This is a genomic window from Streptococcus mitis (genome assembly GCF_946190065.1).
In the GTDB taxonomy this organism is placed as follows: Bacteria; Bacillota; Bacilli; order Lactobacillales; family Streptococcaceae; genus Streptococcus; species Streptococcus mitis_DE.
In genome coordinates, this window is sequence record NZ_CAMHZD010000019.1 from 1 (window position 1) to 17621 (window position 17621).

Here is a 17621-nt window from a genome sequence, read left to right on the forward strand (position 1 = left end):
CCCTCTTTACCAGTTTCTTGAGTGCCTTTGGCTTCAATTTTTCCTGAATATACTGCTTGCGGTTCTTGAACTAAAGATTCGCCTTCTTTACCTGGTTCTTGAGTGCCTTTAGCTTCAATTTTTCCTGAATATGCTACTTGCGGTTCTTGAACTAAAGACTCGCCTTTTTTACCAGTTTCTTGAGTGCCTTTGGCCTCAACCTTTCCTGAATATGCTACTTGTGGTTCTTGAACTAAGGATTCGCCCTCTTTACCAGTCTCTTGAGTGCCTTTGGCTTCAATTTTTCCAGTATATGCTGCTTGCGGTTCTTGAACTAAGGATTCGCCCTCTTTACCAGTCTCTTGAGTGCCTTTGGACTCAATCTTTCCAGTATATGCTGCTTGCGGTTCTTGAACTAAGGATTCGCCCTCTTTACCAGTCTCCTGAGTGCCTTTGGCTTCAATTTTTCCTGAATATACTGTTTGCGGTTCTTGAACTAAGGATTCACCCTCTTTATCAGTTTCTTGAGTACCTTTAGCCTCGATTTTGCCTGAATATGCTGTTTGCGGTTCTTGAACTAAAGACTCACCCTCTTTACCTGATTCTTGAGTGCCTTTAGCCTCAACCTTTCCTGTATATGCTGCTTGCGGTTCTTGAACTAAAGATTCACCTTTTTTACTTCTTGTATTGATAGTCGATTTTGATTCTTTAAAGTAACCAACATACTCATATCCTTCAATATGAATAACTCCTTTAGCCAAGCCTTCATGTGTAGAGGATGAAATAGTTTGGTTATAAGAAAGTAACTCTTTATTTTCAAATGCAAAGGCAGTAAAAGGTACAAAATTGCTGATTCCAATAGAGCTAATTAACAGAACCCCAAGTACTTTACTGCGGTGTTTCTTTGAAACTAATAGAATCGCTAGCGAGGCTGTTGCCAAGCCAAGACCTGCTAGAGCGACTTCCTTACTTCCTGTGTAAGGAAGTTGTTGACTGGTAGTCGCCTTCTTGCGATAAACTACATAAATAATATCTTCATCTTGAAACTCTGTTGGAACCTCATGATGAATCAGAGCTTTTTCAGACTCGGTCAATTCCTGCTCCGCCAAATAACGGTAATGAACACTATGAGCACCGCCAACTTCATTGGCATGCACTTTATCTACTGAAAGGGTACTGGCACCAAAAAGGAAGGCACCAATGGCTACAGGACCTACTCCAACAGTTAGCTTACGAATGGAATATTTGGTGATTTTTTCTAGTTGTTGTTTTGTTTTTTTCATTCTCACGACTTTCTGATAGAATCTTGTGGATAATGCGCACGCGCACCTCCAATTAATTTTGGACGGCTAGCAAGAGCCGTTACATGGGCATGCCCAATTTCTCTCAAAAGAGGGCGAATCGGAACCTGAACATGCTTGACATGCATGCCAATTGCAGTGTCCCCGATATCCAATCCAGCATGAGCCTTGATAAATTCAACCTCAACTGGATCTTGCATAAACTTGAAGGCTGCCAACTGACCTGAACCTCCTGCATGAAGGGTAGGAAGGACACTGACGATTTCCAGACCAAACTGCTCTGCCACCTGACGTTCAACGACGAGGGCCCGATTGACATGCTCACAACCTTGAACAGCTAGATGAATTCCTTTTTCCTCTAAGATATCTAGGATGGTCTTCACAATGATTTCCCCAATTTCTTGGCTAGATTCCTTGCCAATCTGACCACCTATCACCTCACTAGAAGAAAGGCCCAAAACAAAGATAGATTCTTGCTTCAAATTGGCCTTTTCTAATACATCTTTTACAATCTGGCTTGTTTCTCTTTGAATGTCTTTTTCCTTCATACTTGATACCTCTTTTGTCATTATCTATCATATCGTTTTTTCTACTTTTTAGCAAGATAGACAACCTAGAAAGCTTGCCTAATTACGCATAAAACTCCCAGAATGAACTGGGAGTTAGCTAGTTTCTATTCTATTTATGTATATTTCAACTGTCGTACCTTTTGAGAGAGTAGAATCAATCTTCATTTGGTAATGTTCTCCAAAATAAAGTTTGAGCCGTTGGTCAACATTTTGAAGACCAACTCCCCCACGTTTGAGCTGACTTTGACTACTATAGCTAACATTTTGGAATCCTACTCCATCATCCTCAATACGGATGACCAATCCTGAATTCTGTTTCTGGACAGAGACTCTAATATGACCCTGACCTTCTTTCTCCTTGATGCCATGGTAAAGAGCATTCTCTACAAGAGGTTGTAGGACCAGCTTTGGCAAGACTAGCTTATCAAAGGCAGGATTTTCATTAATTTCGTATTCCAGCTTATCGCCATAGCGTTGTTTCTGGATAAAGAGATACTGGCGGACATGGTTGATTTCGTCAGACAGGCAAATCAAATCTTTACCCTGATTGAGCGCCAAGCGGAAATAGGTCGCCAAGGACTTGGTCACCTGAACCACTCGCTGACTATCCTGAAATTCAGCCATCCAAATGATGGTGTCCAATGTATTATAGAGGAAATGCGGATTAATCTGGCTCGATAGGGCTTGAAGTTGGTACTGACAGGTCGTCTCTTCCTGCCTGCGAACATCTGCCATCAGCTGATCAATCTGATCCAACATGGCATTGAACTGACGAGTCACTTCTCTCAGTTCATGGGCACCAGCTTCCTTGGCACGAAGATTCTGATTACCAGAAGCAATCTCCGACATGGTTTCTCTCAAGTCATTCAAAGGGGCAATCCAGCGTTTAAGACTGAACCACACCAAGCAGAGACAGGCAAAAAGAGATGTGACACTAGCCCCAAGCAAGGTCCACATGAGTTGACTCCGAACCTGGTCTAACTTCTCCAACGAAGACACGCCAAGGACCGTCCAATCAGTTCCTGCAATCTTTTCCTGACTGACGTAAAATCGGTGGTCCAGCGTATAGCCCTGCCCTGTCTCAATATAGGGTTTCATGGCCTCCATTTCGCTAGACGAACTATAAACTGTGTGTTGAGGATGGTAAACAAATTCATGGTTTTCATTGATGATAAAGGCAAAGCCTTGCTGACCCAACTGAAGTTGGTTAAGATAGGATTCCAGAGTTTCATAGGAAATATCCAAGCGAAGAACGCCCAGATCGGCTCCCTTTGCATCAAGAAGTTCCTGAGTGACAGAAATAACCCATTGACTATCTGATTTATGAGCTGGGGTCAAAACTGGCTTAGCACCCTGATGAATGGCCTTTTGGTACCAATCCTCAGTCATCATATCTGAAGATGTTTTCATCTGCACAGTGTCATCTGTAGAAATGAGCTGACCAGACTTGGTTACCAGCACAACAGCTTTCAAGTCCTGATCTGCCTTCAAGATGGTCAAAAATAGATCTCGAATTCCCTTTACCTTGTCTTGACTGGGATTCTCAGCATAGGCTAGGACATCCGTCTGCTGGGTCAAACTGGTCGAGGTGGTTTCTAATTTTTTGATATAAGACTGGATAAAGTGGCTAGTCTGACTGATAGTCGTTTGGCTATCGCCCTCAATGCTAGCCTCAATGGCTGAAGAACTAGATCGATAGTAGAAAGTCCCAACCACAGCTAGGAGAATGAGAAAGACCAAAAAGATAGAAATAACCATTCTGACTAGGAGAGAAGAACGCTTCATCGACCTTCCCCCTTCTTAAACTGACGAGGTGTCACACCTGCAATCTGCTTAAAGCGTTGGGTAAAATAGTTCATATCTTCAAAACCAACCTTCTCTGCGATCTCATAAATCTTTAAATCTGTAGTTAAAAGTAAAAGCTTAGCTTGTTTGACACGTTCTCTCACCAGATAATCCTGAAAAGGTAGGCCCAACTCTTTCTTAATCAAAGAACTCAGATAAGTCGGGCTAAAGCCCAAGTCACTGGCCAAAGACTTTAAACTAAACTGGCTATCAGCCAGATGGGACTGGATTTTCTGGGCCATATTTCCCTCAAACTTATCGATCAGTAAATCTTGTAACTGCTCTTCCTTTTCTTCCTTATCCAACTTTTGCTTAATTTTCCCCAACATTTCCTCAATATCCTGACGAGAAAAGGGCTTGAGTAGGTAGTCATCTACACCGAGTTTGACAGCAGACAAGGCATAATCAAAATCATCGTAGCCAGTCAAAAAGACCAAATGAACCTGAGGGTAGGTTTCTCGGACCAGACTCGCTAACTGGATGCCATTTAGCTGAGGCATGTTGATATCGGTTAAAATGATATCTGGCACCTGCTTTTGAATCAATTCCCAAGCCTGCCTTCCATTTTCAGCCTGACCGATGTTTTCCATATCGTAGGCTGCTACATTGACCAGCTTGGTCAAGCCTTGTCTTACCAGATATTCATCTTCTACGATTAAGATTTTATAGGTCATGCTTCTCTCCTTTGTCACTTACTAGTATCAGTATAGCAAAATTCTCCTCTAACTGCTTAGGAAAGACCTCTTAATCAACATAATCTAGTAAATAATCATAGCCTTTTTCTTCCATTTGATTTTTGGGAATAAAGCGAATGGAAAGACTATTGATACAGTAGCGCAAGCCCCCCTTATCCTGTGGGCCATCCGTAAAGACATGACCAAGGTGAGAATCTCCCACTCGACTTCTCACTTCCATGCGTGTCATATTGTAGGACTTATCTTCCTTGTAGGTGGCAACATCTGGACTGATGGGTTGGGTAAAACTAGGCCAACCACAACCAGACTCAAACTTGTCCTTTGATGAAAAGAGAGGTTCGCCAGTTGCCACATCCACATAGATACCAGATTCAAATTTATCCCAGTAGCGGTTTGAGAAAGCCCGTTCTGTTTGATTTTTCTGGGTGACTGCATACTCCTCAGGTGACAAGGTCTTTTTCAATTCCTCATCACTTGGTTTTGGATATTTGCTGGCATCGATGACGGGATAGGCAGCCTGATTGACATTGATATGGCAGTAGCCATTTGGATTTTTCTTGAGATAGTCTTGGTGGTAATCCTCAGCCACTACAAAATTCTTCAAGGCCTCCTTTTCAACTGCTAGAGGTTGATCGTATTTCTTTGCTACCTCATCAAAGACTTGGTTGATCACCTCTAAATCCTTGTCATCTGTGTAATAAACACCCGTACGGTACTGGGTACCCACATCATTTCCTTGTTTATTTTTGCTGGTTGGATTGATAATGCGGAAGTAATGAAGCAGGATTTCTTTGAGAGAAATTTGATTAGCATCATAGGTAATATGGACAGTCTCTGCATGTCCTGTTTGGTTAATCAATTCGTACTTGGTTGTTTCTCCTCTACCATTTGCATAGCCTGAAACGGCATCCGTCACCCCGGGAACGCGTGAGAAATATTCCTCAACTCCCCAGAAACAACCTCCAGCCAGATAAATTTCGTGCAAGTCTGCATCTTTACTAACTTCTGTTTTTTTCACTGTTTTTCCTCCTTGGCTAACTGCCGCTTTCTCAATTTGAGAGCTATCTGTCTGCCCTGCATTTCGCATCAATAGAAAATAGAAACCGGTTATGGCTAGGAAAAAAATCCCTACCAGAACAAAAATTTTTACTTTATCATTCATGACCTTTCTCTACCCCATTTCTTTCAATGTTTTTAAAATCATATCCTTATCCATAAAACCAGGTTGCGTTTTGACTAGCTTACCTTCCTTGTCTATAAAGGCTTGAGTTGGGTAAGAACGGACACCATAACTTTCTAAAAGTTTGCCTGATGGGTCAATTAGAACTGGGAAATTTTTATAATCCAAACCCTTGTACCAATTCTTAAAGTCTGCTTCAGCTTGTTCCCCCTTGTGTCCAGGAGAGACCACTGTCAAAACTACATAGTCATCACCAGCATCCTTAGCGATTTCATCCGTATCTGGAAGACTGGCCAGACAGATGGAACACCAAGAAGCCCAGAATTTGAGATAGACTTTCTTGCCCTTGTAATCAGACAAGCGGTAGGTCTTGCCATCTACTCCTGTCAATTCAAAATCAGCAACCGCCTGACCCTTGGTGGCAGTTTGCGAACTGACTTGTTCTGTTTTTGTTTGCTCCTTCATAGTAGATTCATCTGACATATTTTTAGCCGAACAAGCTGCCAAGCAACAGATTGATCCGACTCCAAGGAGACATGTTTGCCATTTTTTCATTTCTTCTTCCTCTCTATTCAAATAAACTTGTCAAAATAGAAGCATTTCCCAAAAGCACCAAGATTCCCATCACGATAATGAGGAAACCACCCACTTTTTTGAGGGTTCCTAGATAAGGATGGAGTTTTCGGAAATGTTTCAAAACATAGCTGGAGGCAAGAGCTAGAACCAAAAATGGTAGCGCTAGACCCAGCGTATAGATTAACATGAGACCAGCTCCCTGCCAAGCACCTGAACCACCTGAAGCAGCCAAGGCTAAAACAGAGCCCAGAACCGGTCCCACACATGGCGTCCAAGCAAAACTAAAGGTCAAGCCCAGTAAAAATGCCTGACTATAGCCCTTACCCTTTTGCACCTGTCTCTTTAATTGTAGCCTTCTTTCCTTGTAAAGTCCCTGAAAATGTAAGACTTCCATCTGGTGCAAGCCTAAAATAATGATAACCGCACCCGTCACATACTGAAACCAAGAGGCATATAGCAAATTGCCTAAAAAACCAGCACCATAACCCAGTAAGATGAAGATAAAGGATATCCCTGCTATAAAGGCCAGAGTTCGCAATAAACTGACAACTGAGATTGAAAATTTGCCACTAGAAGCCTGAGCACCATCTTTGTCATCCAACAAGACCCCTGCATAAACCGGTAACAAGGGTAAGATACAAGGAGAAAAGAAGGAAAGAATTCCAGCAAGAAAAACACTGATAAAAAAGATTATATTATCCATTGCCTTCCTCCATTCTTTGATTTGATAGGACTATTATAGCCCCAAAACTCCAGAAAAAACAGGGACAATGATAGGGAAAAATAGGAATTTAATCAGGTTATGTAAAAAATGTTGCAAAAAAAGCCAGACACAGTCTGACTTGGATGGAAACTGAAAAGAAAATTCACTAGTCTTCCCTACTTACCTGATAATAAATAAGATCCGCAAGATAGCCTTTTCTCTCTACACCATTGGTAATAGTCTTTAGATAGGACATTCCAGCCTTCTCCATGACACGACCTGAAGCTGGATTGAGACTAGCATATCGTGCTCTAACATTTTGAAAACCTGCTTGAGTAAAACAAAAGTCCAAGACAGCTTTCAAGGCCTCTGTCATAATCCCATGTCCCCAGTAAGCCTTGCCTAGCACATAGCCAATTTCACAAGAAAAATCGTTCTCATCTATTGCAACGATGCTGATATCTCCTATCACCTGCTCCGGGTTTTCTTTGAGACAAATGGCCCATTTGTAATAGTTGGGATTAGCATAGGAAACAACCCAATTACGAATCGAGTTTCGAGTCACCTCGACATCAGAATGAGGATCCCAGGTGACATAGGTCAGATTCTCAGCGGATGAAGCCCAATTCTGAAACATGGCTTCTGCATCACTTTCCACAAATCTTCGTAAGATTAAACGATCTGTCTGTAATATTTGCGTACCGATTGCTTTCATGACGCTACCTCGCTTTCTGATAGATGATTCTCTGCCCAACCTCAATTTAAATTTACTTTGCTTTTTAATTTCAAGGTAATAAGCTAAAAAGGTCTCTCGGACCTTCTTCGCTTATCTGTTTCCATGCTCGGGATAAAAAGGTCCACTGGAGGTTATTCTTGCTTCCCAGTTTCTAGGCAAGAAGCTAAAAAGGTCCCCCGGACCTTCTTCGCTTTCTTATTTCTAGGCTCAGGGTAAAAACCTCCACTGGAGGTTTTTCTTGCTTTTTAATTTCAGGGCAAGAAGCTAAAAAGGTCCACTGGACCTTTTTACTCCCAAAAGTCATCAAATACGGTGATTGGTAGGTGGCGTTTGTGTTGGCCTTTGTGCCACCAATTTTCAATAGTCGCTTGAGCTTCTGGGCTGATTGTTTTTCCTTCTAAGTAGTCGTCAATCTCTTCATAAGTAACCCCGAGGGCTACTTCGTCAGCTAGGCCTGGTTTGTCTTCTTCTAAGTCTGCTGTTGGGATTTTTTCATAAAGTGCTGAGTCTGCACCAAGTTCCTTTAAGAGTTGTTTTCCTTGGCGTTTATTGAGGCGATAAAGAGGGAGAATATCTGCACCCCCGTCACCAAACTTGGTAAAGAAACCTGTGATATTTTCCGCGGCGTGGTCTGTTCCAATGACCGCTCCACTATGGGCACCAGCAAGGGCATACTGAGCAATCATACGGCAACGAGCCTTGATATTGCCCTTGTTAAAATCTGAAACATGACTACCTGTCGCTTCAACTGCAGCTGTCATAGCATCTGCAGACTCCTTGATATTAACTACCAAGCTGACATCTGGCTGGATGAAGGCTAGAGCTTTTTGAGCATCTGCTTCATCAGCTTGCACTCCATATGGCAGGCGGACAGCGATAAATTTGTAGCTGTCATCGCCCGTTTCAGCTCGCAGTTCTTCCATAGTCAATTGAGCTAAACGTCCTGCTAAGGTTGAGTCTTGTCCTCCAGAAATCCCTAGTACAAAGGTTTTAAGGAAGGGATGTTTTTTCAGATATCTTTTTAAGAAATCAATAGAACGACGGATTTCTTCCTGAGCATCAATCACCAGTTTGACACCCAATTCTTGGATAATCGTTTCTTGCAAACTCATTCTTCTTCTCCTTCGCCGAGGGCTTCCTTGCGCATCTTGTCAATCAAGTCCATCTTATCTTGCCATACATCACGCGCCAAATCCACTGGATAGTGTTGCGGATTGAGCACGCGCTTGTACTCATCCCAAAGCTTGTCAAATTCCTTACGAGCATAATCCTGAATCTCAGTCAAGCTAGGCAAGTTGTAAGTCAATTTCCCATCTTTAAAAATATCCACCAAGAGAGGAACTGCGTCAAAATTACGAACGGTCTTCTTGATGTATGTATAAGTCGGATGGAACATCTTGATTTCTGTCATGCTGGAAACATCAACACCATCATAGGTTATGTAGTCGCCTTCTGACTTGCCTTTTTCACGACTAGTAATGCGCCACACCTGCTTCTTACCTGGCGTAGACACTTTTTCGGCATTATTTGACAGCTTGATGGTATTGCGCATCTGGCCATTTTCATCTTCGATTGCAACAATCTTATAAACTGCCCCAAGAGCTGGCTGGTCATAGGCTGTAATCAGCTTAGTTCCTACACCCCAGACATCAATCTTGGCCTTTTGCATCTTGAGGTTGAGGATAGTATTTTCATCTAGGTCATTTGAAGCATAAATCTTAGCCTCTGTAAATCCAGCCTCGTCCAGTTGCTGACGGACTGTCTTGGAAATGTAGGCAATATCCCCAGAGTCAATTCGAACACCCATAAAGTTAATCTGGTCGCCCAGCTCACGCGCCACCTGAATGGCAGCTGGCACACCGATGCGAAGGGTGTCATAGGTATCCACAAGAAAGACACAATTTTTGTGAGTCGTAGCATAAGCCTTAAAAGCCTCATAGTCATTTCCATAAACCTGTACCAAAGAATGGGCATGGGTCCCCAAGACAGGAATGTCAAAGAGTTTACCCGCACGCACGTTGCTAGTTCCATTAGCACCACCAATCACCGCTGCGCGTGTTCCCCAGATAGCCGCATCCATTTCTTGCGCCCGACGTGTCCCAAACTCCATCAAAGGTTCATCTTCGATGACCGAACGAATACGAGCTGCCTTAGTAGCCACCAAGGTCTGGTAGTTGACAATGTTCAAAAGAGCCGTTTCGACCAATTGACATTGGGCTAGAGGACCTTCCACCTGCACAATCGGTTCATTAGCAAAAACCAAATCCCCTTCTTGGGCAGAACGAACTGTCAACTCCAACTTGAAATTGCGGAGGTAGTCCAAGAATGCCCCATGATAACCAAGCGACTCCAAATAGGCGATATCACTATCTGAAAAACGCAACTCTTCAAGATAATTCACAATTCTTTCCAAACCAGCAAAAACCGCATAGCCGTTCTTAAAAGGCTGTTGGCGGAAATAAACCTCAAAAACTGCCTTCTTATTGTGAATCCCTTGGTCAAAGTAAACCTGCATCATGTTAATCTGGTACAAGTCCGTGTGCAATGTCAAACTATCATCTGGATACATACTTTTCCTACTTCCTTAGCTAGAAATACATGAAAATTTTCAAGAACTTTCATGTATTCCAATAAATTAGTACTATTATATCACATTTTAGCTGGATTGAGAAAAGAGTAACAAGCTATTCACCACTCTCCAGTTCATCCATGTCTTGTTCAAACTTTTTCTGAGCCCATTCGCCATAGCTCTTAAGACCAAGATTGCCAATAAAGACCCAGGGAAGGTAAATGACATAAGTAATGACCCAAGCAGATAGGTATTTAACGTTCAAAGGATTGTGCTGATAAATTTCTATGTTGAATTGATAATTCTGCAACATCAATAGAGTTGTAATCGCCAAGGTTAGGAAAAAACAACCCAAAATTGTAAAATGAAAACGACTATAGTAGGTCACTCCCAGATAACGGGCACGATTGAAAAAGAAGAAAATTCCTACTATCAGAGTATAGACTAGAAAATTCGGATTAAAAATAGATGGAGCCAATACAGCCACCAAATAGCTTAGAAGCACAAGCCCAATGAAGAGGGTAAAGGATTCTGCCCCAGCTTTATTGATTAGTTGTTCTTCTCTTTCGTCAAGTAATTGATAATGAATGAATTTATTTACCATCTTCTTCCTCCCAAAATAGTTGGTCTAGGGTTTTCCCTAAACATCTGCAAATAGACTGGCAGAGTGAGAGACTGGGATTGTATTTCCCCGCCTCTATCAAACCAATAGTCTGGCGCGTCACCCCAACAGCCTCTGCCAGTTGACCTTGTGTTAAATCAAGCTCTACACGAGCTAATTTTAATTTTAAATTTTTAGCCACCTGCATCCTCCTTATAGTTTTAATACTCATCTACTCTTAAAAAATCCAAAACCAACACAAGCTGTCAGCTATTTATTATAACCTCATTAATTAGCACTCCAATATTATCTTCAGCCTAAAATCAGTATGTTAGATTGTTTGAAATAAACTCCCTAGCTGGCTATTTGATTTTTTGTTTAGTATTAGCTTTAGTAGGGTCTTTTAAACGAGTTTTGATTGCTTGTATTTCTTGTTTAATTTAGTTGCTTTCATATCACTATTATATAATGCTTTTGGAAATGAGTCTAGCATAAGACAAAAACGTGTACACAGCAAGAGCAGGAGCATAGCAAGATGACTGATTTTTTGCTGGATTTTAAGTCTGCAAAATAATACTAAACGAAACTAAAATGAATACTCCTTACTTTTCTTGAGAGTGAAAAAATACAATAAAATGATTGTAGTGATTACCACAAGATACTGACTAATAGACATCGTATTTGAAGCAACAAATACAGGTAAGGAATAAAAAGGAAGAAGTTCAATTGCTTTGATAAACAAATCATTACTAGTATTCATCATAATCGTATTTAATATATTAGGGATAAAGAGTAGTAAAGCTACTAAAATACCAAATACCAAGCCACTTTTCAATTTGTATAAATAGAAAATGTAAGATAATAGAAAATAAAATAGGACTAACAAAATTGTATTGACTACAATGACTGCTATAAAATTTAATCCTAAAGCACCTGGAACACCCAATTTACTTACGATGACTAGTAACAAAATGCCATTCAAAGCATAAATAATGGAAACTGAGATGGCATATAGAAAATTGGACAAGACGTAAATCATCCGATTTTTCTGTTGATTATAAAATAAACTTATCGTATTGTGGGAAAAATCCCTGCTAATAATTCGGTTAGCATGTATAACAGCCATTAACATACCGAGCATAGCATAAAAGTTTGAAATATGCTTAATACCAAGCGATGTCCCTTGAGTCTTTAAAATAAAGAATGTAACCAGTAGCGGCGGTATAAACGAGATAATCAAACAAAGATATATTACGCCTGATGAATATAAATCCCTTATATTTTCCTTAAGAAAATTCAATTTATTTAATTTCATGATTATAACCTTCCTTTATTTTGAACGATTTAGATAAATATCTTTAAGCGTCTCTTTTTTAGTTTCAAAATCAACTACTTTAATAGAATTTTCGTTAAAAAATTTAAAAAGCTCACTACTTTGAATATTCCCAGACATAGTAATTCTCAGTCCCTCTTCCTGAACAATATCCCCAAATTCTTGTTTAGTAATGAAAATGTCTTTATCTGTAGCTGATGAAAAAGCTATCTCAAACAAGCAATTATGACTATCTTTTCCTACTTTTTGGAATATCAAAAGCCCATTCTCCAAGAAAAGAACCCTCTCACAAATTTCTTCAATATCTTCTAATTTATGACTTGATATTAAAATTCCCACATTTTCATGTAAAGCTAAATTTTTTAGAGCCGCTAAAACTATTTGTGATGATTCAATATCTAAACCATTAGTCGGTTCATCTAAAATCAATATATCAGGTTCCGAAACGAGAGTTAGAAGCAAAGCTAATTTTTGTTTTGTACCCAAAGAATAGGTCTTTACTTTTTTATTAATAGACTGAGTCAAATCTAACTCTTGAATCAAACTCCCAAATCTTTCTTGATTGTAGTCAACACCATATAAATTTGCCAGATATTTTAAATTCTCTAAACCTGTTTTAGATAAAAATAATTTTGGTTCTTCGATTAAATACCCAACATTATCACTACTTATAATATTCCCTGCAGTCGGTTGATTATTCTGAACAAGAATTTTCATCAATGTACTCTTACCAACTCCGTTTCTCCCTACTAGACCAACAATTTCACCCTTATTAAGTACGAAATTTATATCTTTGAGAATGGTTGAATGACCATAATGCTTACTTACATTTATAACTTCCATTTTTTATTCCTCCATTAATATTCTTGGTTTTCTCTTTGATTCTCATTAATTTTAAAAAGTTGCGCCTCTTTTCAACATTATTATATCATATATCTAACCTAATGCAATATATAAATGTCATTTTGTAAAATTTTATTAACAAAAAAATCTCTACCATAAAAAATAGAGAGTGTTGAATCTAAATATATGATTTCAAAATTTCGACGACATCACTTCTTTTCTTAACCTGATAAGCCTTGATTCCCACCTTCTCAGCTGCGATTGCATTGTCTTCAATATCGTCTAGAAAGACACAATTTGTAGGATTTAACTGGTATTTATCGAGAATCCCCTTCATACTTATGTCAAGAACCCCTCTTTGCCTTATGCTTTCATATTCTCCTTACAGATTCTTTTGGTAATAATATCTTTGGCCAATGTAGGGATAGTCTTGCAAGGTAAAAACTTCCTTGTAGCCATGCTTCTGATAAAAGTCTGGTGCCTGGAACTGGTAAGTATTGACAAAGGCAAAACGACAGTTTCGATTCTTAGCTTCACTTTCTACCTGCTTCAATAGTTTTGAACCGATTCCTTGCCCTCGCAATTCCTCTTTTACAAACAAATACTCGATTTCTAGCCAATTTCCAAAAGTCTCTGCTATCAAACCTGCCAGGAGATTACCCTTTTCATCTTCTACATAAAGATTAAGTGGCACACTTTCAGCCTCTTCTCTTTTGGAACGGTTATAAGCACGAATCAAATTCCCAATTTCTTGCGCCTTCTGGGATTCCTTATTTTCCATTCTAAAGTACATCCAAACCTCCTCGAAAACTGATACAGCTTGATTATAGTCTTATTTCAATGGACTGTCAAACTAGCAAAAACTCATCAAGCTAAGTTGATGAGTTCCAAATCTACTTTCTAAATTTCCACTGGCTATAAATCCCAAAACCGATAATCCAGATAGCTGATCCGATTGCTCCTACAAATGTAGACTCTTGTAGAAAGAGAGTTACAAAGACAAAGGCAAAGAAGAGCATGGTTAAAGGATTTAGGAAACGATAGTGGGGCATGAGATAGCCATCCGCCATAAAGTCTGGTGACTTGCGGTATTTAAGGTGAGCCACCATAATCAAGATATAAATGGCGATATAGACACCTGATGATGATGCCGTAATCAAGGCAAAGGCATCCGAAACTCCTGGCAAGACGTTGATAAAGGCTGCTAGGGCAATCAAAATTGCTGAAGCGATGATGGCATTTTGTGGCACATTATGACGAGAAAGGGTATCAGCCTTAATCGCCTTGAGGAAGCGATTTGGTGAATCATGGGCAATCTGGTATAAATGACGGCCTGTTGAATAAAGGGTTGAGTTAAGAGCAGATGCTGCTGACGTCAAAACGACGAAGTTAATCAAGGCCGCTGCCCACTTGATACCTGCCAATTCAAACACCGTAACAAAGGGAGAATCAGCCGATGCAAGTTCACGCCAAGGAATAATGGACATAATGGCTAAGAGAGCTCCACCATAGAAAAATACGATACGCAAAGGAATTTCCTTAACAGCTTTTGGCAAGACCTGACGTGGATTTTTGGTTTCAGAAGTCGTTACCCCGATAAACTCAATCATGAGGTAGGCAAAGAAAACCATCTGGAAGGCCATGACAAAGTTTACTCCACCATTTGGGAATAGGGAGAAATTGTCGGCGATATTAGCCAAACTTGCTACTCCATGAGGTGTCTTAAAGCCTGTCAAGACCATAAAGACTCCTGTGGCAATCATAGCTAAAATAGCCACAATCTTGACCATCGCAAACCAAAACTCAACTTCCCCAAAGAGCTTAACCGCAATCAGATTAACCAAGGCTAGAATTGTCAAAAATCCAATCTCAATCATCCAACTCGGCCAGCTAGGAAACCAAAACTGAACATAGTGAGAGATAGCTGTGATTTCCGCCATACCGATAAAGACAACGGATAGCCAGTAAGACCAAACTGAGAAATAGCCCCAGCCCTTACCCAAATGGCGCGTGATAAAGTTGATAAAGGTATGTTGCTCAGGGTCTTGGTAGAGCATTTCCCCAACCGCACGCATCATGAGGAACATAAAAGCCCCAGTAATCATATAAATCAGTACAATGGACGGACCTGTTAGGCTAATTGAGCGACCCGCTCCCAAAAAGAGTCCTGTTCCGATTGTTCCGGCGATGGCCATAACCTGTACGTGACGATTAGTTAAACCACGCTCCATCTTATTTTTTTTCTTCTTTGAACTCATATAGTCTCCAATTCAATTTAAAATGGAAAAAGGAGTGAGTGAAGCGCACTGCCTCCCCACTCCTTTTTTTGTTTTAGGCTGTTTTTTCAACCTTCAAGATTTTTACATCATAGCTACCAACAGGTGTTTCAATAGTTGCTGTGTCACCTGTTTTCTTACCAATCAAAGCTTGTCCAATTGGGCTTTCATTTGAAACCTTACCTGCAAAAGCATCTGCACCAGCTGAACCTACGATAATATAAACTTCTTCTTCGTCCTCACCAATTTCTTGGATAGTGACTGTTTTACCAATCGCTACTTCATCTTGGGCAACTGAGTCGCTATTGACGATTTCAGCATAACGGATTTTTGTTTCCAAGCTAGAGATTTGTCCTTCAACAAAGGCTTGTTCATCCTTAGCTGCTTCGTACTCACTGTTTTCAGAAAGGTCACCGTATGAACGGGCAATCTTAATGCGTTCTACCACTTCTGGACGGCGGACCAATTTCAATTCTTCTAATTCTTTTTCAAGTTTTTCCTTTTCCGCAAGGGTCATAGGATATGTTTTTTCTGCCATTTTTCTCAACTTTCCTTCGATAGTATTGAATCTCTATCTGAGATTCTCATTTTTGTAGTCTTAGTTTGAACTACTATTTTGAGTAAGCTTGCTATTGACGTGCTCAGCTACATTACGATCATGTTCTTCCTGTGTCACTGCGTAATAGACTTTACCATCTGTAACATTGGCTACAAAGTAGAGGTTCTCACTCTTTGTTTGGTTGATACTTGCTTCAATCGCGTCCTTACTTGGACTATCCACTGGACCAGGCATCAAACCAGGTTTTGTATAAACATTGTATGGTGAATTAATCGATGTATCAATTCCAGCGTCATCTGCTAGGCTGATATTTTGGCCAAGTTTGCCTTGAGCATACAAGATTGCGATATTGCTTTGAAGTGGCATACCAAGGTTCAAACGATTGTAGAAGACACCTGCAATCAATTTACGATCTTCAGTCTTAGCACCTTCTTTTTCAACAAGTGAAGCAATTGTTAGCAATTCATTAACTGTCAAGTTCTTAGACTTAATTGCACTATAGTGCGGAGTCAAGGTCTTATCCATGGCTGCCAACATCTCATCAATCAAGCTTTCAATAGTCGTGCTTTCCTTGATAGAGTAGGTCGCTGGGAAAAGATAACCTTCCAAACGGTAACGAACTCCACTTTCTTTCGTTGGCAAGCTTTCGAGTAGGTTTGGATATTTAGCAACTTCTTGACTGATAAAGTTGTCATCTTGCACCTTAGCCAAGAAGGCTTCCGCTGTCAAAGGTTCTTTAAATTCACCTTGTAATTGGCCTACAGCTTGGGCAATTTGATCAATCGTATATCCTTCTGGAATGGTTAAATCAGCAAGTGAAGGTTCTTGAGGTTCAGGAGTACCACCTTTTTGTAGTTCCTTAATGATATCCTCTGTACTCATGCTCTTTTGCAAATTGTAATATCCAGCCTTCAAATCTGAATAATTCTTATATTTCGCATAGAAAGCAAAAATCACTCCGTGTTTAATCACACCAGCATTTTCAAGTGCTGATCCAATCTCTTGGACATTGGATCCTTCCGGGATTTGAACGGTTACATACTGCTTAGAATTAGCATCAACTGGTAATAAAGATGACTGAACATACTGATAACCGAAGTAACCACCTGCTGAAATCAGGGCAAGGAAAATCAGTAGTGAAATGAAGAAAGCCTTCAAATGTGATTTTTTCTTCTTAACTGGTTTAACTGTCTCACGGCGACTACGACGTGGAGTTTCAGTAACAACTTCAACAGCTTCCGATTCCGTAACTGGTTCTGGTTTTGCTACTTCTTTCTGAGGTTCTTTTTCAGCTTCAGTCTTATAAGAAACAGCTACTCTTGTTGGGATTTCATTAAATTCCTTCTCTACGTTTCTAGGACTAACAGGTCCTGGAGTTGGTCTTGATACTCCCTCCGCTGATGGAGTAGAAGGTCCTTCTTGACTCGGGTGACTAGGAGCAAGTGGAGCTTGTCTTACAGCCTCTTCCGCGGGAGAAGAAGGAACATCTTGACTGGGATGACTTGGAACAGTAAGAGTTTCTCTTTTTATCTCATCTGCTGGAGAAGCTGGTAAATCTTGGCTGGGGTGAGTCGGCACGGTAGGAGCGTTTCTCATAATATCCTCTACAGCTGATAGAGAATCTTCCATCAAGTCTTCTATTGACTGATCATTTTTAGAAGAAAGTTGAGGTTTTATTGAAGCTAAATTAACTTCTTCCTGATCTTCTTCATGTTTTTTAACTCGTTCTAAATCACGTAAAATCTGCTCTTTAAAGCTTAATTTTTCGTCTTCTCTTGACTTTTCACTCAAAAGTTTATCCTCCTCGTTGACAATCCATAATATTATATCTTAAAAACGAAAGAAAAGCAACCTAG

Annotated in this window: 19 protein-coding genes; all 19 read right to left on the reverse strand. The window is 40.2% G+C overall.

The features are described from left to right. Positions 1–1262 (reverse strand): YSIRK-type signal peptide-containing protein (locus OCF96_RS08315; protein ID WP_261446901.1); only part of this gene is annotated, 1262 nt, incomplete at its 3' end. A gap of 2 nt (positions 1263–1264) precedes the next feature. Continuing rightward, the gene (locus tag OCF96_RS08320; RefSeq protein WP_061590307.1) at positions 1265–1828 is read right to left on the reverse strand and encodes a TIGR01440 family protein; all 564 of its coding nucleotides are present in this window, start codon (positions 1826–1828) and stop codon (positions 1265–1267) included. A 114-nt stretch (positions 1829–1942) separates the two neighbouring features. Next, positions 1943–3634 carry a cache domain-containing sensor histidine kinase gene (locus tag OCF96_RS08325; protein WP_261446902.1) on the reverse strand — a complete coding sequence of 564 codons (1692 nt, stop codon included), beginning with the start codon at positions 3632–3634 and terminating at the stop codon, positions 1943–1945. Next, positions 3631–4368, reverse strand: a complete 738-nt coding sequence (locus tag OCF96_RS08330) for a response regulator transcription factor (RefSeq protein WP_261446903.1) — start codon at positions 4366–4368, stop codon at positions 3631–3633. Before OCF96_RS08330 ends, OCF96_RS08325 begins: the two co-directional genes overlap by 4 nt. A 70-nt stretch (positions 4369–4438) precedes the next feature. Then, on the reverse strand, positions 4439–5551 hold the full coding sequence (msrB, locus tag OCF96_RS08335; RefSeq protein ID WP_261446904.1) for a peptide-methionine (R)-S-oxide reductase MsrB: 1113 nt from the start codon (positions 5549–5551) through the stop codon (positions 4439–4441). A gap of 9 nt (positions 5552–5560) precedes the next feature. Continuing rightward, positions 5561–6124 carry a redoxin family protein gene (locus OCF96_RS08340; protein ID WP_000759264.1) on the reverse strand — a complete coding sequence of 188 codons (564 nt, stop codon included), beginning with the start codon at positions 6122–6124 and terminating at the stop codon, positions 5561–5563. Positions 6125–6137: 13 nt separating this feature from the next. After that, complete coding sequence (gene ccdA2 / locus OCF96_RS08345; protein ID WP_261446905.1) at positions 6138–6848, reverse strand: thiol-disulfide oxidoreductase-associated membrane protein CcdA2; 711 nt, start codon at positions 6846–6848, stop codon at positions 6138–6140. Between the two features lie 166 nt (positions 6849–7014). After that, positions 7015–7563, reverse strand: a complete 549-nt coding sequence (locus OCF96_RS08350) for a GNAT family N-acetyltransferase (RefSeq protein ID WP_261446906.1) — start codon at positions 7561–7563, stop codon at positions 7015–7017. A gap of 308 nt (positions 7564–7871) precedes the next feature. Continuing rightward, positions 7872–8696, reverse strand: a complete 825-nt coding sequence (gene nadE, locus OCF96_RS08355; RefSeq protein WP_261446907.1) for an ammonia-dependent NAD(+) synthetase — start codon at positions 8694–8696, stop codon at positions 7872–7874. Continuing rightward, positions 8693–10153, reverse strand: coding sequence for a nicotinate phosphoribosyltransferase (locus OCF96_RS08360; protein ID WP_261446908.1), 1461 nt, complete (start codon positions 10151–10153; stop codon positions 8693–8695). Before OCF96_RS08360 ends, nadE begins: the two co-directional genes overlap by 4 nt. A gap of 115 nt (positions 10154–10268) precedes the next feature. Continuing rightward, entirely contained in the window at positions 10269–10757 is a 489-nt protein-coding gene (locus OCF96_RS08365) for a DUF6773 family protein (protein WP_049498998.1), read from the reverse strand. Next, positions 10747–10956, reverse strand: coding sequence for a helix-turn-helix transcriptional regulator (locus OCF96_RS08370; protein ID WP_001107500.1), 210 nt, complete (start codon positions 10954–10956; stop codon positions 10747–10749). The genes OCF96_RS08365 and OCF96_RS08370 overlap by 11 nt, the downstream gene beginning before the upstream one ends. Positions 10957–11340: 384 nt before the next feature. Next, positions 11341–12069 carry an ABC transporter permease gene (locus OCF96_RS08375; protein ID WP_049499000.1) on the reverse strand — a complete coding sequence of 243 codons (729 nt, stop codon included), beginning with the start codon at positions 12067–12069 and terminating at the stop codon, positions 11341–11343. A gap of 15 nt (positions 12070–12084) precedes the next feature. Then, positions 12085–12930, reverse strand: coding sequence for an ABC transporter ATP-binding protein (locus OCF96_RS08380; RefSeq protein WP_261446909.1), 846 nt, complete (start codon positions 12928–12930; stop codon positions 12085–12087). Positions 12931–13108: 178 nt separating this feature from the next. Next, positions 13109–13267: a hypothetical protein gene (locus OCF96_RS08385; RefSeq protein ID WP_261446910.1), complete on the reverse strand. Its 159-nt coding sequence runs from the start codon at positions 13265–13267 to the stop codon at positions 13109–13111. A gap of 45 nt (positions 13268–13312) precedes the next feature. Further along, positions 13313–13723 (reverse strand): GNAT family N-acetyltransferase, encoded by a 411-nt coding sequence (locus OCF96_RS08390; RefSeq protein WP_315898998.1) that lies wholly within the window; start codon positions 13721–13723, stop codon positions 13313–13315. 100 nt (positions 13724–13823) lie between these two features. Then, positions 13824–15188 carry an amino acid permease gene (locus OCF96_RS08395; RefSeq protein ID WP_000095648.1) on the reverse strand — a complete coding sequence of 455 codons (1365 nt, stop codon included), beginning with the start codon at positions 15186–15188 and terminating at the stop codon, positions 13824–13826. A 73-nt stretch (positions 15189–15261) separates the two neighbouring features. Then, positions 15262–15744: a transcription elongation factor GreA gene (gene greA / locus OCF96_RS08400; protein WP_000818750.1), complete on the reverse strand. Its 483-nt coding sequence runs from the start codon at positions 15742–15744 to the stop codon at positions 15262–15264. A 60-nt stretch (positions 15745–15804) separates the two neighbouring features. Further along, a complete protein-coding gene (gene mltG, locus OCF96_RS08405; RefSeq protein ID WP_001291630.1) occupies positions 15805–17556 on the reverse strand; it encodes an endolytic transglycosylase MltG in 1752 nt (583 codons plus the stop codon). Positions 17557–17621 lie beyond the last annotated feature (65 nt).

What these genes read in the sequence shown, in the direction of transcription:
- OCF96_RS08330 (WP_261446903.1), bottom strand. Translation starts at nt 4,368, where the DNA reads ATGACCTATAAAATCTTAATCGTAGAAGATGAATATCTGGTAAGACAA.
- OCF96_RS08340 (WP_000759264.1), bottom strand. Translation starts at nt 6,124, where the DNA reads ATGAAAAAATGGCAAACATGTCTCCTTGGAGTCGGATCAATCTGTTGC.
- OCF96_RS08385 (WP_261446910.1), bottom strand. Translation starts at nt 13,267, where the DNA reads ATGAAGGGGATTCTCGATAAATACCAGTTAAATCCTACAAATTGTGTC.
- greA (WP_000818750.1), bottom strand. Translation starts at nt 15,744, where the DNA reads ATGGCAGAAAAAACATATCCTATGACCCTTGCGGAAAAGGAAAAACTT.
- OCF96_RS08320 (WP_061590307.1), bottom strand. Translation starts at nt 1,828, where the DNA reads ATGAAGGAAAAAGACATTCAAAGAGAAACAAGCCAGATTGTAAAAGAT.
- msrB (WP_261446904.1), bottom strand. Translation starts at nt 5,551, where the DNA reads ATGAATGATAAAGTAAAAATTTTTGTTCTGGTAGGGATTTTTTTCCTA.
- nadE (WP_261446907.1), bottom strand. Translation starts at nt 8,696, where the DNA reads ATGAGTTTGCAAGAAACGATTATCCAAGAATTGGGTGTCAAACTGGTG.
- OCF96_RS08325 (WP_261446902.1), bottom strand. Translation starts at nt 3,634, where the DNA reads ATGAAGCGTTCTTCTCTCCTAGTCAGAATGGTTATTTCTATCTTTTTG.
- OCF96_RS08390 (WP_315898998.1), bottom strand. Translation starts at nt 13,723, where the DNA reads ATGTACTTTAGAATGGAAAATAAGGAATCCCAGAAGGCGCAAGAAATT.
- OCF96_RS08380 (WP_261446909.1), bottom strand. Translation starts at nt 12,930, where the DNA reads ATGGAAGTTATAAATGTAAGTAAGCATTATGGTCATTCAACCATTCTC.
- ccdA2 (WP_261446905.1), bottom strand. Translation starts at nt 6,848, where the DNA reads ATGGATAATATAATCTTTTTTATCAGTGTTTTTCTTGCTGGAATTCTT.
- OCF96_RS08395 (WP_000095648.1), bottom strand. Translation starts at nt 15,188, where the DNA reads ATGAGTTCAAAGAAGAAAAAAAATAAGATGGAGCGTGGTTTAACTAAT.
- OCF96_RS08375 (WP_049499000.1), bottom strand. Translation starts at nt 12,069, where the DNA reads ATGAAATTAAATAAATTGAATTTTCTTAAGGAAAATATAAGGGATTTA.
- OCF96_RS08365 (WP_049498998.1), bottom strand. Translation starts at nt 10,757, where the DNA reads ATGGTAAATAAATTCATTCATTATCAATTACTTGACGAAAGAGAAGAA.
- OCF96_RS08350 (WP_261446906.1), bottom strand. Translation starts at nt 7,563, where the DNA reads ATGAAAGCAATCGGTACGCAAATATTACAGACAGATCGTTTAATCTTA.
- OCF96_RS08360 (WP_261446908.1), bottom strand. Translation starts at nt 10,153, where the DNA reads ATGTATCCAGATGATAGTTTGACATTGCACACGGACTTGTACCAGATT.